Below are 11687 nucleotides of genomic sequence, written 5' to 3' on the forward strand. Positions count from 1 at the left end.
TTCCAGCTCCAGCAGGGCCTGTTCACCCTGCTCCCGCAGCGTCCCCCAGCCGATGCCGAAGCGCATATCCAGCAGGCGCCGGCCCAGCCGTTCGACCATGGCGTCGGTGAAGGCCCTGACCAGCTCGTTGCGGGTGCGGGCGGTACGCTTGCGCTTGTACTCCGGCGTCTTGCGGTAGTCGGCGATAGCGCGGCGGATGGCGCCGGCGCAGACCACATGAACGTAGGCCGCGATCTCCGGGTTGGGCTCCAACCCGAAATAGACCACGGCGCGGTCACCGTCCCATTCCTGGCGGATGAAGGAGGTGCAGCCGCACACGCGGGCGACGCGCGGCCACAGTTGGTCGATCACCGAGCGCCGGCCACCAATGGTCTGGGCCACCTCGACGTACTCGGGTCGCTCCACCTCTTCGTCCGACACGTTGTGGTCGGCCATCAGGCGCATGGCCGCCTCGGCCGCGGCTTCGGCCTCTGCCTCGGTGCAGCCGTTGTCGACGGTGCGGGCGCGCAGCGCCCTGATCTTGTCCCGGATGGCGCGCAGATCAGCCATGGCGCACACCCATGGGGCCGGAGCGATCCAGCGCCCCAGCGTTGACCAGGTCGATGATCTCCGCGTTGGTGAACCCCATGCCGGCCATCTCCGCCAGCAGGCTCTGCAACGCGTTTTCGGCCGCTTGGCGGTCCACCGGCCGGTTGGCGCCCCCCATGGCGGCGACCAGGTCGCGGCGGAAGCGGGCGCGGTCGGTGGTGGTCAGGGCGCGCTTGCTGCGCAGTTGCACCAGCAGGCAGCCCAAGGCAAGGGTGGCAGGCATGGCGTTTTCCTTCAGTTCATCGGGGCTATGAGGGCGGCACATCCGCGCAGGTAGTCCGCGCAGGCCCGGGCTCCGGTCTGTTCCACCCCCAGCTGGGCGCCGACATTGATCAGGCCGACGCTGACGGCCGTCTCCGGTAGTGAGGGAAATTTCTCGCGTATCCGGTCGTATGCTTGGCGGACCAGGATCATGGCCATTGCGATCTCCCGCTCTGCCTGGGTTTCCGGCTCACGATGTGGGGGCAGACCCATGGCTCAGCGCTCCGCCGCCGGCCGCAGGGACTGCGGGTCCCAGCGGATCCAGACGCTGTCGGTGATCGCGCTGGCGCGGTGGTTGTCGCGCCAGAACTTGGCCATGGCCTGAAAGCTCTCGAAGCCATCCCCGTGAGCAAAGGCATCGACGCCGTTGACCAGGCATTGCACCTTTCCCAGTCCGACCGTGACCGTCCCGGTTGCGAAGTCCACGGTGATGGGGTCGCAGCTGAGGCAGGTAGCGCTGGCGATCAGGCGGCAGGACATTGTCCGCATGCCGGTATAGAACTGCAGCTGTTGCCCCGCCTGGGCATGGCGCCGCTTACCGACATTCCGGATGGTGCCCGTCTTGCGCAGGGACAGGATGGGCATCTCGAACTGCGGTTTGAAGCTGTAGGCGACCATGGCTCAGCGCTCCGGGTGCCCGGCGGGGCCGGGGATCATCAGGATGGGGCCGCGCTGGTCCCACAGGCAGCCGTCGGCGACGGCGTCGTGGCAGCTGGTGGCGCGTAGGCCGAGATAGAGGCCGGTGGCCAGCGCCCCGACGATCACCACCGTGCCGATCCAGCCGGTGACGGTGCGGGTGTTATCGGATGCGTCCTGGGGGCGCAGGTTGAACATGATCACCCTCCTTCAGGGCTTGGAGATAGACACCGGCGCCCTGAACCAGGGCGGCGGAAATGTGTTGAGGCGGCAGGGGTTGACGGCCGGTGACACCAGAGCCGGGGCCGGCGCCGGGGTGGTGGTGGCGACAACCAGGTTGACCATGCGGTCGGCCAGCTGGCGGGCGGCGGCGGGTTCGCGCACATGCTCGATGGCGACCATCAGGCATTCGGCCCGTAGCGTCGGTATGTTGATCTGCGCCATGGTCAGGGCTCTCCCCCTATTGCCGCCGCGCGGCGGGCCAGCTCGGCATCGATCAAGGCGCGTTCGTCAGCGCTGACCTCCGGTCGGGCGGCTTTGCGGAAGGTGAAGCGCTGCGCCTGGGTCGGCTTGCGGGCGTACTTGTTGCGATAGCCGGGCTGGCACTTGCCCTCCGGCGGGTTGGTGGATTTGGACATGGCGTCCCTCGGATGCTGGTGGCTCACCGAGCGCCCCGGCGTCGCGGCCGGGGCGCCTGTGAGCCATCAGAAATCGGGGCCGTCATCGTTGACATCAGCCGAGCCTTGCGGCGCCAGATAGTCCCGCAGCTCCTTCAGGAAGACGGCCTTGGCCTTGCGCCCGGCGGCGATCTTCACCATGGCGCCAGTGCGGGGGTTGCGACCATCCCGCGCCTTGGTCGGAACCACCGACAGTTTGGCGACACCGGGGATGGTGATCTCCCCGCCGCCCGCAAGCGTACCCTGGACGATGGCGCCCAGGTTCTTGAGGACGTTCTTGACCTGGGAAGCCGGCACAGCGGTCTCCCGGGACAGCGTCTCGATCAACATGGCTTGGTTCACTTCTTCGCTCCTTCTTAAGGCCCTCTTGGGCCGGTGGTGATGGGGTCAGTCGCAGTAGGCCGCGTAGTCGCGGTAGACGATGGTGCCGTCTGGCGTCTCCCACCTTGCGGGAGCCGGTCCTGGACCAGGCCAGGCGTGCTTCTTGGCATGCGCCCGTTCCGCGGCGCTCTTCGGTTGGGGTTTCCAGGGCGGCGGCAGAAGGGTCACCACCCCGCGCGCCAGATCGTCCTTGATCGAGGGCGCCGACACGGCCTGGACGAAGGCCAGCGCCTGGTCGGCAACGACGCGGTGGGTGCGGATGGCCGCCAAGACCTCGGCGTGGTCCGTCGACCGCCGGATGGCGCGGTAATCCCGCCAGGCGGTGGTGATCCGCCGCCGCAACCAGCCGGGCACCCGGAGCCAATGGGCACGACACATCAGGTGGCCGCCATCGATGTGCACAGGGCAGCCCTCAACCGGGCATTTGCGCTGGTCGCTCATGCCACACCTCGAATGTGAGCGCTGGGGTTCTTGGGATAGGGCGCGGCTTCCATCCGCTTGCGCTCGGCGGTGCGTTCGGCCTCCGTATCGAAAAGCAGGGGCTCGCCCCCGCGTGCGACGAAGCACCAGCCCGTGCCAGGAATGAAGACTTCCAGGCCGTAGAGCGGCCTCAGCGTCTCGGTGTCCATCCAGTCGTGGTTACGGACCTCCATCTCCGCACCCTCACACACTGGCCAGGCTGAGCGGGATCAGGTCATAGCGACCCTCGGCGTTGCGGCGCCGGACGCGTAGGTATTCCGCCTTGCCCGCGATGTGGATGCTGGCGCGCAGGGCATCCATGGCGCGGGCCCAATCGGCGCCCGGCATCTCGAACGTCATCAGGCGGAACAGCTCGTTGGCGCGAACCTGGCCTTCCTCGTCCAGGCCGAAGGCCCGGTGGATGATCATCTTCAGCTCGGGCGCGCCCTCGCTGGCGGCCACCCACTTTTCCAGGGCGGCGCGGGCGGCCTGCAACTCCGCCCCCTCGAACACCAGGCGGTCGGCCTTGGCCAGCTCCACCTGCCATTCCCGGTCGAAGCTGTAGAAGGTGACGTTGCCCTTGGTGCCCCCCACCTCGATACCGAAGCTGGCACCCAGCAGCTCCACCAGGGAATGCCCCTCGCTCATGGTCAGGGCCTTGAACCGCGCCAGGCTGGCCGACAGTTGCAGGGCGGCGGCGGCCACGCTGCGCACGAAGCCGTCCTTGACCTGGTCGGCCTGCTTGACGACGCGGGCGGGAAGCAGGCCGCCTTCCTCGTTCCGCCAATACTCGCCATCCGGCAACGTCACGGTGGCGGGCGGCACGGAGGGGATCGCCTCCAGGGCGGCGCAGGCCTCGCGCCAGGCCGCCGCGAAGTCTTCCTCGCTCCCCTCGAACGTCGACAGCAGGGCGTGCAGCCGCTTGGCCAGCGTGGGCGCGGTAGCGGGGATCGCCGGGGGCACCGGGTATTCCAGGTGCAGGGTGTCCAGGAACAATGTGGGCGTCATGGGTCAGATCTCTCAGAATAGGGCGGCGATGAGCCGCGCGATGGCGCCACGGCGGCGCCGTGGCAGGGGGTTGGTGGAAACGATGGCGCCACCCAGGGCGACCAGGCCGGCGAAGGCGCGGCGGCGTTGCACATCGACCTGGTCGACCGTCACCTCGGCCGCGGCGGCGTCCAGCTTGGCCAGCTCGCGCCGGGCATCGGCTACCAGCGGGTCCACGAGGCCGGCCTGGGCAATCAGGAGGGGCCCGAACCTGCGGGCCCGCAGCCGGGCGCCCAGCCAAGCCGGCAACCAGGTCCGGGCCCGCCTCATGACGCCCGCACCGAGTACAGCAGGCCGCTGCCGTCCGGCGCCGGCACCAGCGGGGGCGACAGTAGGCGGTCGGCCAGCACCACCACGGCGCAGGCCAGCGACGTCATCTCGGCCGAGACGGGCATGCGGTTCGGGTGCCCACGCATGATGTTCACGGCCAGAACGACGGCATCGGCCTGATGGTGCTCCAGGCGCGGCAGGCAGACGGGCACGGCAACCCGGCCATCGGCGCGGCGGATCACCATCACCAGCCCGCTGGCGTCGATGGTGTAGCCGGCCTCGACCAGGCCCAAGCCGCCGTCCCAGACAGCCTGGGCCCCCACCTGATCAGGGATAGCCTTGATCTCCATGGCTTAGGCCTCCGCGCCGCTGCGGCCGAGCTTGCTGCGCGCGGCCTTCAGGTGACGCAGTCCCCTGGCGTCGCCGCTGCCATTGGCCAGGGTGCTGGCCAGGCGCATCGTCTTATCCAGGGCGCGCAGGGCGCCAGCCTTGCGGGCGATCTGCGTCAGATAGATCACTTCTTCCGTGTCCGAGACGCCCCAGGCCGCGATCAGCGCGCTGATGTCCGTGTCGCGGGGTTTCTGGCAGGTCAGGCCCACACCCACGCGGCTGTGCAATTGGGCGAACTCATCGGAACCGGTGCCCACCAGCCGGGCCAGAATGCTGGGGTTACCCATGGCCACGACGCCAACGCCGCCCCGGTCGTTCAGGGACCGCAACTCATCCAGGGCCTTGGTGGTCAGGTGCTGCGCCTCGTCCACGATCAGTAAGGCGTTCTTCCCCTTGAAGAAGCGGCGGATGGCGCGGGCCTGCTTGGTGCTCGACTTCTCAGGGATTTCCAGTTCGGCGCAGATTTCGCCCAGCATGGCGCCAGGCGATGAAATCGACGGCTCCATGGTCACCACATAGACGTTGGGGTTCCGGCGCTGATAGGCCTCGGCCGCCTGCGTCTTTCCCACGCCGGGCACGCCCACGATGGTGGTGAAGTCGCTAGCCACCTGGGCGTACTGCATGGCGCCCATGAAGGTGACGGCGGTTTCCGTGTCGATGAACCCGGGGCTGCTGGTGATGCTGGCGGCCGTCACCTTCTGGGCGCGACGGGCATCAACCCAGCGCAGGGCGTCGGCCGTGGCCTTCTCGTTGTTGCCCTGGTATTTGCCGGCCAGCCACGCGGCGAAGGTGCTTTCCGCAATGCCGGCGCGGCGGGCGCCCTCGGCCTGGCTGATCCTGTCCTCGATCAGCGCCTCGCGGACCTGGGCGCGGACGGCGTCCGGATCCTGCGTTTCCACTATGTCGTTGCTGCGAATAGTCATGCTAAAGTCCCTACGGTTCTGAGGTGTTCAGGGGCTGGGTCATTGGCGTGACCCGGCCCTTTTTCATTCCACCGGCACAGGCCGGAGGATGTGGATGCCGGCCGTGAAGGCCTGGCGGAATTCATCGTCGGTCATGGCGTCGGGGTCCGGGGCGGCCTTCAGCGCCGCGTTGCCCTGCTGGCCGAACAGGGGCCGCACCACCTTCGCTTCGGGCTTCGGCGCCTCATCAAGCGACGGCATCAGCGCCATCACCTGTTCCATCGTCATGGTCTTTTCGAGGGCGGCCAGGGTACGGCCCGCTTTCCGCCACTTTGCCACCTTCTCGGCCTTGTCCTTGGCGGCGGCGGCGCTATTGAAACCGCTGTCCTGCACGCAATCGGCCGTGCAGACGAAGGCGCCATCCAGACGGTAGACATGGACGGGATCGTGCAGCTTGTCGGGATCGAAGCGCAGGACCACCTTGCGGCCGATCATGCCGACCAGGGCTTCATGCCAATATCGGTTCTCGTGCAGCCACACCGCGCCGTCCGGCTTCCGGCAGGTCACCGCCTCGCTGGCCAGCAGCCACAGGCGCCGCTTCTCCATGGGCAATCCCGTGGCCACGCGGATGGGGCTCTTGGCGTAGCTCTCGGCGAAAACTTCGGCCCGGCTTCGACCGTTGCCAGCGCTGTTCAGCGCCGGATCGTGGTTGAAGCGGTGGACTTCGCGTTCCACCACCTTCACCAGCTCGGCCAGCGTGATGGCCTTGGAACCATAGTTCGCGGGCTTGTTCACAGGGCTGTTGCCGGTGTAGGCGCCCGCGCACTCCGGCGACTTGCTGATGTAGCGCGACAGGGTGCCCCAGGCCCGTTCGATGGGCTTGGACTGGCCACGGCCCGGCGTGCTGAAGTGGATCTCGCAATCCATCAGCTTGAACAGGCCAACGGGATCATCTTCCTTGATCTTGAAGCGGTTGCGGAACCGGCTGCCGCCCGTGTTCTCCTTTGCCGCTGCCGCCATGGTGTTGTCCGACCACACATGGTCGGGGATACCGTAGTTCTCGATCACGTCACCAAAGGCCAGGCGGAAGCCGTAGGCGGTTTCGGCCAGGTCCAGGCGCCAGGACAGCAGGAAGCCGGAATAGATGTCCTGGAAGCCCATCAGGAAGGTGCGGCCCGGCTTCTCCTCCTGCGGCCACAGCGTGAAAACGTCCAGCTTGTGGCCGTCGTAGTTCACGGCCTCAAGGGCGTGGAACACCGTCTTGTCGCGCCGCTGGGCCGGGAATTTCCGCAGGTATTCATCCATGCCCTCGCGTTCCAGGATGATGACGCGGGGGTCGATATCCGTCTCGACGCGGCGCACGAACGTCTTGGCGCTTGGCAGCGTCCAACCCTGGGCCTTGGCCGCATCCTTCAGCCGGTTGTAGCACTCGGCATGGGTCCGTTCGTCGTTCGTCAGGTACAGGGCCTTGTAGGCTTCCCACGCTTCCACAGGCATGATCCCGGGGTCGCGCCTGCGGCCGGTCCGATAGTCCATGAGCATGGGTAGCCAGTCGCTGCGACTGATCCCATGCACGCGCTTTTCCCAGCCGTAATACGTGCTGTTGCTGATACCCCTCAGGCCGCAAACGGTGGTGACGGCGACATTCTTGGGCATGCCGCCGACATACAGGCCATCAACCTCTTGCAGGATGGCCAAGCGCGCCTTTGCGACATCCTTCTTCTTGTCCGGGGCCCTGGCGTAGAGGTCCCACGCCACCTCGGCGGACAATGTGCGTTTTGCCGCCACCCGATCATCGCTCTCACGGGCCGGGGCGCCGTCGGCCGTCAACAGGCGAACCTTCACGGCGGCCGGCAATACCGCGTAGTGGTAGAGGTAGCCGTTACCTTCCTCGGCCCGGCGCCATACCCCCTGCGGGTTGCGGGTGGCGTGCCACATCGGCCGCGTGCGCCAGTCGGTGCGGGCCTTCTGGTTGACGGCTTGGATCGTGATCCCGAACAGCGGCGCCAGTTCGCCGGCGGAGTACCATTCCTTCATGACCGCAGGGCCTTTCTGGCTTGGTACCGCACGGCGTTGAAGGCCTTGTCCAGTTCGTCCTTCTTGTCTGCGATCTGGCCCAGCTCAACCCACGGCAACCACTTGTTGTCGATGACCGCGGCGTCGACGGTTTCCGCGCCGAATTGAAGCAGGCGCCGATCACCGGTGACCTTGATCAGGCCAAGCAGCCGGTAGAATGGGATGTTGTGGTCCCCGCGGGCCTCGCTGGCCCAGGCGTTGATCATGTTCAGGCTGATCGGTTCGCCCAGGTACTCGGTCATCCGGGCGGCGATCTCCTCCCGCGCCAAGCCGCTGGCGGCATAGGTGGCCGCCACGCCCTTGGCCACGGCGTTCTGGATCGAGTAGGCCTTGATCACCGCCGGCTCGAACCGTTCCACCACCTGGGGCGGCTCCCAGGCGAACAAGTCCAGCGTCCTTACGTCCCGGGGCGCCATCAGATACCCCCGCCAATGAAATGGAGACGGTGGTATTCGCCCAGTTGAATGCGGATGTGATCGCACTCATGCGGCCATATCCAGGCGAAGCCCAGCCGAGCGAGGTCACGGGCGATGCGGTCGGCGAATTCGCGTCCCAGCTCATCCATCCCCCAGACGAACGATCCCAGGTCCCCGGTGTCATTCCGATGGACGACGGCGATCCCCGGAATGCACAGATCGGAACCCGGGATGAACGCGCGCCAACTCGCGACATAACTGTTGCCGATGATCCGTGCGCGCCCATTCATAAGATTGGCCATCACACGCCTCCCCGTGCAACGGGGGCCGCCACCGCCACGGTGACGGCCGCCCGCGCTTCCCCTATCCTCGGCGTCGCAACACAACCGATGGGGGAACCCTGAATGATGAAAACGACCGAAGAAAAGCAGCGTGAAAGGCTGGAAAAGACCGCGAAGATGGTCGCTGGAGGACTGATCGGCCGTGCGGCCTTGGAAGCGCTGGAGGCCAATGGCTCGGTCAGCGTCACCGATCTGCTGGCCACCTTCATTCGAAAGCGCGAATCAGTGACCAATGAGGTGGGGGTGGCGACGTTTGATGCCATCATAGCGCACCTGCAAGGCATCGCGGCCAAGCTGCCCTAGCGCCTGGAAAGTCCAAGGCGCATAGGTGGAACATCAGAAGAAGCCAGACATCTAGATCTGGCGATGCGGCGGCTAACTGATCGACGGCCGCCATGAACTGTTCTTTGCAAATCCTCTGGGTGATCGCCGCAAGGGCGGCATCATCCAGGGGGCCGTCGTGGCGCAGAGCTTCGGCTTCAATGAGGTCGAAAGGCCAGTAGGTGGCGGCTTCAACGGCAAGACGGGTTTCGCGGATGGCGGCGGCCTTACTCTCCACGGCCGCCTTATGGCGTTCCAAGGCGTCCATCACGCCACCTCTTCCAGCTGGGGCTTGCCGCTCAGGGCGCCCGTCTCCCGCAGGAAGTCGAGGAAGGCGCGCTGGGCGGGCGCGCCGGCGCGCGCCCAGGCTTCCTTCAGCTTTTCCACCTGGCGGTCGGTGCTCGACCGGACCTCGTCGCGCACGCCCTTCACCACCTTGGCCGCCGCCTCGACCGTCTTGGCCGATGGCTCCGGCGCCAGGAGCAGATCCAGCGTCAGCTTCTGTTCCTCGGGCGTCAGGGCGCACAGCGCCAGCAGCTCGCCCTGCTTGTGCGCCAGCCAGGTCCCAGCGACGCGCCGTTTGGCCTCCGCTGACAGCTTGGTGGCGATCTGAACCGCCCGCTCGATGGTCCGCTGGTGCAGCCCGCAGCGCTCGGCCGTGTCCTTGGTGAACGACCAAAGCGACACGGTGTCGTTTTGAAAACCCTCGCTGCGCCGGTCCCCGCCGTGCTTGGTTTCCGGGTGCAGTTCCTCGTATATCCGCTTGCGCTCCGCCATGAAGGTGGCGCGGTCCAGCGGCGTCAGCTCGTGGCGGATCAGGTTTTCATCGATCTCGGCCAGCAGGGCTTCGGTTTCCGAACCCTCGAACAACACGGCCTTGATCGTGCGCCAGGACAGCAGGTTGGCCGCTTCCAGGCGGTGCGCACCCGCCACCAGGGCATAGCGCGCGCCCTTCCGGCCGGCCCGGCGCCGCACCATGACCGGCGCGATCTGGCCCCTTTGGCTCATGCTGACGGCCAGCACCTGGGCGTGGTTGGGGTCGATGCCGCGCAGCCGCTCCCCCACGTCGATGTCGCCGATGTCGATTTCCAACTCAGCCGCCGATGCGGCCGTTTGCACGTCGTTAACCATGTTCAGGCAGCCCTATTTTCTGGACATGACGAAGGCGCTTTCACCGACTTAGGGTTGCGGCGAAGTTCTTTCGTACGATGATCGAGGCGGATGCCATGACGGGACCAGCGGTCGGGCCACAGCTCCCAAAGCGGGATTTTCAGGAATTCGGACAGGGCGCGCTCACCACCGACATGGCGGTGACGCAGGGCGAAGCGGCAGGCGTCCTCATGGATACCGGCCGAAATGGCCACGGCCCTGAGCGTCGAGCCGCGTTTTTCCACGGCCGCGCGGATGTCGGCAGGATGCCAACCCATGCTATAGTGCTCCTTTCCACGGATTGCCCGGCATGGCTCCGTAGGGTCGCAGAAGGGTTCTTTTTAGAAGGGTTCGTTATGGGAGGGATGATGCATCCGTTCCGGACGGAAGACAAGCCCAATATCGGCCGTTACGTAAGTTTCAGGGGTTCCGCCAGGTTTTTAGCGCCGTATCAGCGGCATTTGTCTTTTGTATCAACGGCTTATAGCCGTCGTGAAACCAAATCAGCAGTCTGAAACCGCTGTTTCAGGAAAGTTTCAAAGATGGCCCGACCCCTTCGCCCTCAAAACGCCTTTGCAGAACGCCTGATCCAGGCCCGTGGCGAGATGTCCCGTATCGAGGTTGCCCAGAAACTGGACGTCAATATTGAGACGCTGGGCGGCTACGAGCGCGGCAAAAATGCGCCGCCTTACTCCTTCCTGGCCGATATCAAAGCCCTTTACGGCGTTTCGTTGGATTGGCTTATCACCGGGGAAGGTGAGATGCGGCCCAGCGCCCAGCCGCAGCTAGAGCCCGTATCAACGACGGAAGTGCTGCCCGTGGATCTGGCGAAGCTGCGCAGCGCCGTCACGTCCATCCGCCGCTTCGGCCAGGAAGAGCCTTGGGTCAACAAGCTGCCGCCTGACAAATGGGCGGCCATGGTGGTGGACGCCTACCAGTTCCTAGTGACGACGCCGGAAGAGGAAAAGCGCCAGATGATCACCGAGGAGATGGCGAAGACAGATCGCAAGGCGGGCTAGGAAGTTCCAGGGCGCGCAGGCCCGCGCTGGGGCGTCATCGCTTCAGTTATTATTATTTATCAATGATTTATGTTGGTTCTGGAACCAGCGTCATCGCGCGGAACCTTAGTTCCAGGACGGTTCCAGACATTCAGCCGGGGTCATAACCCGCCGGCCCTGATTTACCGCAAGTAGCATTAACATGCCATTTACCCCGCAAGGGTTGACACGGAAGAAGTAACCCTTTGATATTGTCTTACCACCGCTGGGCGTAAGCGGGGGTGGTGGACCGGCCGGCCCGGTCCACCTTGAGGTACGCTACTACCTCCCAGCCGCATGCAGCTGATTCCCCCTGGGGCGACGCCCTACGGGGAGCATACGGGGGTATTCGTTAATATGGCGTTATCTCAGGTGTTTAGGGATGATGAAGCCGGCCTGATATTTTTCCGGCGCAAGTATGGGAACGCGGCTGCAACGCCGCTCCGGCTGCCGGGCGTGATGGTCAACGGTCACCCTATCCTTTGGAACTGGGCGGCCTTAAGATGCGGGGAAGGCCAGCGTAAGAGCCCGCTAAGAGCCCCCGCGCCAGCCGCCCGCCTACTCCAATTTCAAATGTCCAAATCGCCCCGAACGCCCGCCCCCTCCAATCTCAACATCGACCCCACGGCGCGGCAGGTGGCAGGCCTGGACTGCCCGGTTTGCCTGGGCTGTCCCACAGGATCCCGGTATGTCCCGCCAGATCCCGGATTACTCCAACCCTATGTGTCCCCTAACA

Annotated in this window: 22 protein-coding genes; 2 read left to right on the plus strand and 20 right to left on the minus strand. The window is 65.8% G+C overall.

Going from position 1 to position 11687, the window contains the following annotated elements; genetic code table 11:
* The 17 genes from P5F91_RS29685 to P5F91_RS29765 form a co-directional block, all read right to left on the minus strand.
* Window positions 1–549, minus strand: a 549-nt coding sequence (locus tag P5F91_RS29685; protein WP_277909134.1) for a DUF7168 domain-containing protein, incomplete at its 3' end; no start/stop codon positions are given.
* Window positions 542–811, minus strand: a complete 270-nt coding sequence (locus P5F91_RS29690) for a hypothetical protein (protein ID WP_277909135.1) — start codon at window positions 809–811, stop codon at window positions 542–544. The genes P5F91_RS29690 and P5F91_RS29685, both read right to left, overlap by 8 nt.
* Before the next feature lie 11 nt (window positions 812–822).
* Complete coding sequence (locus P5F91_RS29695; protein WP_277909136.1) at window positions 823–1062, minus strand: hypothetical protein; 240 nt, start codon at window positions 1060–1062, stop codon at window positions 823–825.
* A gap of 3 nt (window positions 1063–1065) precedes the next feature.
* Complete coding sequence (locus P5F91_RS29700) at window positions 1066–1467, minus strand: ASCH domain-containing protein (RefSeq protein ID WP_277909137.1); 402 nt, start codon at window positions 1465–1467, stop codon at window positions 1066–1068.
* A 3-nt stretch (window positions 1468–1470) separates the two neighbouring features.
* On the minus strand, window positions 1471–1683 hold the full coding sequence (locus tag P5F91_RS29705) for a hypothetical protein (RefSeq protein ID WP_277909138.1): 213 nt from the start codon (window positions 1681–1683) through the stop codon (window positions 1471–1473).
* Window positions 1684–1695: 12 nt separating this feature from the next.
* Complete coding sequence (locus tag P5F91_RS29710) at window positions 1696–1929, minus strand: hypothetical protein (protein ID WP_277909139.1); 234 nt, start codon at window positions 1927–1929, stop codon at window positions 1696–1698.
* 2 nt (window positions 1930–1931) lie between these two features.
* The gene (locus P5F91_RS29715) at window positions 1932–2123 is read right to left on the minus strand and encodes a hypothetical protein (RefSeq protein WP_277909140.1); all 192 of its coding nucleotides are present in this window, start codon (window positions 2121–2123) and stop codon (window positions 1932–1934) included.
* 66 nt (window positions 2124–2189) lie between these two features.
* On the minus strand, window positions 2190–2504 hold the full coding sequence (locus tag P5F91_RS29720) for an HU family DNA-binding protein (RefSeq protein WP_277909141.1): 315 nt from the start codon (window positions 2502–2504) through the stop codon (window positions 2190–2192).
* Window positions 2505–2549: 45 nt separating this feature from the next.
* A complete protein-coding gene (locus P5F91_RS29725) occupies window positions 2550–2984 on the minus strand; it encodes a hypothetical protein (protein WP_277909142.1) in 435 nt (144 codons plus the stop codon).
* Window positions 2981–3196, minus strand: coding sequence for a hypothetical protein (locus P5F91_RS29730; RefSeq protein ID WP_277909143.1), 216 nt, complete (start codon window positions 3194–3196; stop codon window positions 2981–2983). Before P5F91_RS29730 ends, P5F91_RS29725 begins: the two co-directional genes overlap by 4 nt.
* A gap of 10 nt (window positions 3197–3206) precedes the next feature.
* Window positions 3207–4010 (minus strand): DUF3164 family protein, encoded by an 804-nt coding sequence (locus tag P5F91_RS29735; protein WP_277909144.1) that lies wholly within the window; start codon window positions 4008–4010, stop codon window positions 3207–3209.
* A 12-nt stretch (window positions 4011–4022) separates the two neighbouring features.
* Window positions 4023–4226 carry a hypothetical protein gene (locus tag P5F91_RS29740; protein ID WP_277909145.1) on the minus strand — a complete coding sequence of 68 codons (204 nt, stop codon included), beginning with the start codon at window positions 4224–4226 and terminating at the stop codon, window positions 4023–4025.
* Window positions 4227–4315: 89 nt separating this feature from the next.
* Window positions 4316–4669 carry a hypothetical protein gene (locus tag P5F91_RS29745; protein WP_277909146.1) on the minus strand — a complete coding sequence of 118 codons (354 nt, stop codon included), beginning with the start codon at window positions 4667–4669 and terminating at the stop codon, window positions 4316–4318.
* Window positions 4670–4672: 3 nt separating this feature from the next.
* A complete protein-coding gene (locus tag P5F91_RS29750; protein WP_277909147.1) occupies window positions 4673–5632 on the minus strand; it encodes an AAA family ATPase in 960 nt (319 codons plus the stop codon).
* Between the two features lie 63 nt (window positions 5633–5695).
* Window positions 5696–7648, minus strand: coding sequence for a transposase domain-containing protein (locus P5F91_RS29755; RefSeq protein WP_277909148.1), 1953 nt, complete (start codon window positions 7646–7648; stop codon window positions 5696–5698).
* Window positions 7645–8103, minus strand: a complete 459-nt coding sequence (locus P5F91_RS29760; RefSeq protein WP_277909149.1) for a DNA transposition protein — start codon at window positions 8101–8103, stop codon at window positions 7645–7647. The genes P5F91_RS29755 and P5F91_RS29760 overlap by 4 nt, the downstream gene beginning before the upstream one ends.
* Window positions 8103–8405 carry a hypothetical protein gene (locus tag P5F91_RS29765; protein ID WP_277909150.1) on the minus strand — a complete coding sequence of 101 codons (303 nt, stop codon included), beginning with the start codon at window positions 8403–8405 and terminating at the stop codon, window positions 8103–8105. The genes P5F91_RS29760 and P5F91_RS29765 overlap by 1 nt, the downstream gene beginning before the upstream one ends.
* A gap of 102 nt (window positions 8406–8507) precedes the next feature.
* Between P5F91_RS29765 and P5F91_RS29770 the strand changes: the two genes are divergently transcribed.
* The gene (locus P5F91_RS29770) at window positions 8508–8747 is read left to right on the plus strand and encodes a hypothetical protein (RefSeq protein ID WP_277909151.1); all 240 of its coding nucleotides are present in this window, start codon (window positions 8508–8510) and stop codon (window positions 8745–8747) included.
* Here the strand turns inward: P5F91_RS29770 and P5F91_RS29775 are convergent.
* From P5F91_RS29775 to P5F91_RS29785, 3 genes are read right to left on the minus strand one after another with little or no spacing between them, the layout of a single operon-like run.
* Window positions 8707–9033 (minus strand): hypothetical protein, encoded by a 327-nt coding sequence (locus tag P5F91_RS29775; protein ID WP_277909152.1) that lies wholly within the window; start codon window positions 9031–9033, stop codon window positions 8707–8709. The two genes, P5F91_RS29770 and P5F91_RS29775, sit on opposite strands and share 41 nt — an antisense overlap.
* Window positions 9033–9896, minus strand: a complete 864-nt coding sequence (locus P5F91_RS29780; RefSeq protein ID WP_277909153.1) for a ParB/RepB/Spo0J family partition protein — start codon at window positions 9894–9896, stop codon at window positions 9033–9035. The genes P5F91_RS29775 and P5F91_RS29780 overlap by 1 nt, the downstream gene beginning before the upstream one ends.
* Window positions 9897–9898: 2 nt before the next feature.
* On the minus strand, window positions 9899–10192 hold the full coding sequence (locus P5F91_RS29785) for a helix-turn-helix domain-containing protein (RefSeq protein ID WP_277909154.1): 294 nt from the start codon (window positions 10190–10192) through the stop codon (window positions 9899–9901).
* A gap of 264 nt (window positions 10193–10456) precedes the next feature.
* On the opposite strand from P5F91_RS29785, the gene P5F91_RS29790 reads away from it, so the two are divergent.
* The gene (locus P5F91_RS29790) at window positions 10457–10933 is read left to right on the plus strand and encodes a helix-turn-helix domain-containing protein (protein WP_277909155.1); all 477 of its coding nucleotides are present in this window, start codon (window positions 10457–10459) and stop codon (window positions 10931–10933) included.
* The last annotated feature ends 754 nt before the right edge of the window (window positions 10934–11687 follow it).

This window comes from Nitrospirillum amazonense, from assembly GCF_029594735.1.
In the GTDB taxonomy this organism is placed as follows: domain Bacteria; phylum Pseudomonadota; class Alphaproteobacteria; order Azospirillales; family Azospirillaceae; genus Nitrospirillum; species Nitrospirillum amazonense.

Bases quoted from the DNA above. Each gene is read 5' to 3' on its own strand.
- P5F91_RS29755 (WP_277909148.1), bottom strand. From the start codon at position 7,648: ATGAAGGAATGGTACTCCGCCGGCGAACTGGCGCCGCTGTTCGGGATC.
- P5F91_RS29775 (WP_277909152.1), bottom strand. From the start codon at position 9,033: ATGGACGCCTTGGAACGCCATAAGGCGGCCGTGGAGAGTAAGGCCGCC.
- P5F91_RS29780 (WP_277909153.1), bottom strand. From the start codon at position 9,896: ATGGTTAACGACGTGCAAACGGCCGCATCGGCGGCTGAGTTGGAAATC.
- P5F91_RS29760 (WP_277909149.1), bottom strand. From the start codon at position 8,103: ATGGCGCCCCGGGACGTAAGGACGCTGGACTTGTTCGCCTGGGAGCCG.
- P5F91_RS29735 (WP_277909144.1), bottom strand. From the start codon at position 4,010: ATGACGCCCACATTGTTCCTGGACACCCTGCACCTGGAATACCCGGTG.
- P5F91_RS29715 (WP_277909140.1), bottom strand. From the start codon at position 2,123: ATGTCCAAATCCACCAACCCGCCGGAGGGCAAGTGCCAGCCCGGCTAT.
- P5F91_RS29705 (WP_277909138.1), bottom strand. From the start codon at position 1,683: ATGTTCAACCTGCGCCCCCAGGACGCATCCGATAACACCCGCACCGTC.
- P5F91_RS29765 (WP_277909150.1), bottom strand. From the start codon at position 8,405: ATGGCCAATCTTATGAATGGGCGCGCACGGATCATCGGCAACAGTTAT.
- P5F91_RS29745 (WP_277909146.1), bottom strand. From the start codon at position 4,669: ATGGAGATCAAGGCTATCCCTGATCAGGTGGGGGCCCAGGCTGTCTGG.
- P5F91_RS29750 (WP_277909147.1), bottom strand. From the start codon at position 5,632: ATGACTATTCGCAGCAACGACATAGTGGAAACGCAGGATCCGGACGCC.
- P5F91_RS29710 (WP_277909139.1), bottom strand. From the start codon at position 1,929: ATGGCGCAGATCAACATACCGACGCTACGGGCCGAATGCCTGATGGTC.
- P5F91_RS29725 (WP_277909142.1), bottom strand. From the start codon at position 2,984: ATGAGCGACCAGCGCAAATGCCCGGTTGAGGGCTGCCCTGTGCACATC.
- P5F91_RS29695 (WP_277909136.1), bottom strand. From the start codon at position 1,062: ATGGGTCTGCCCCCACATCGTGAGCCGGAAACCCAGGCAGAGCGGGAG.
- P5F91_RS29785 (WP_277909154.1), bottom strand. From the start codon at position 10,192: ATGGGTTGGCATCCTGCCGACATCCGCGCGGCCGTGGAAAAACGCGGC.
- P5F91_RS29700 (WP_277909137.1), bottom strand. From the start codon at position 1,467: ATGGTCGCCTACAGCTTCAAACCGCAGTTCGAGATGCCCATCCTGTCC.
- P5F91_RS29690 (WP_277909135.1), bottom strand. From the start codon at position 811: ATGCCTGCCACCCTTGCCTTGGGCTGCCTGCTGGTGCAACTGCGCAGC.
- P5F91_RS29730 (WP_277909143.1), bottom strand. From the start codon at position 3,196: ATGGAGGTCCGTAACCACGACTGGATGGACACCGAGACGCTGAGGCCG.
- P5F91_RS29790 (WP_277909155.1), top strand. From the start codon at position 10,457: ATGGCCCGACCCCTTCGCCCTCAAAACGCCTTTGCAGAACGCCTGATC.
- P5F91_RS29770 (WP_277909151.1), top strand. From the start codon at position 8,508: ATGATGAAAACGACCGAAGAAAAGCAGCGTGAAAGGCTGGAAAAGACC.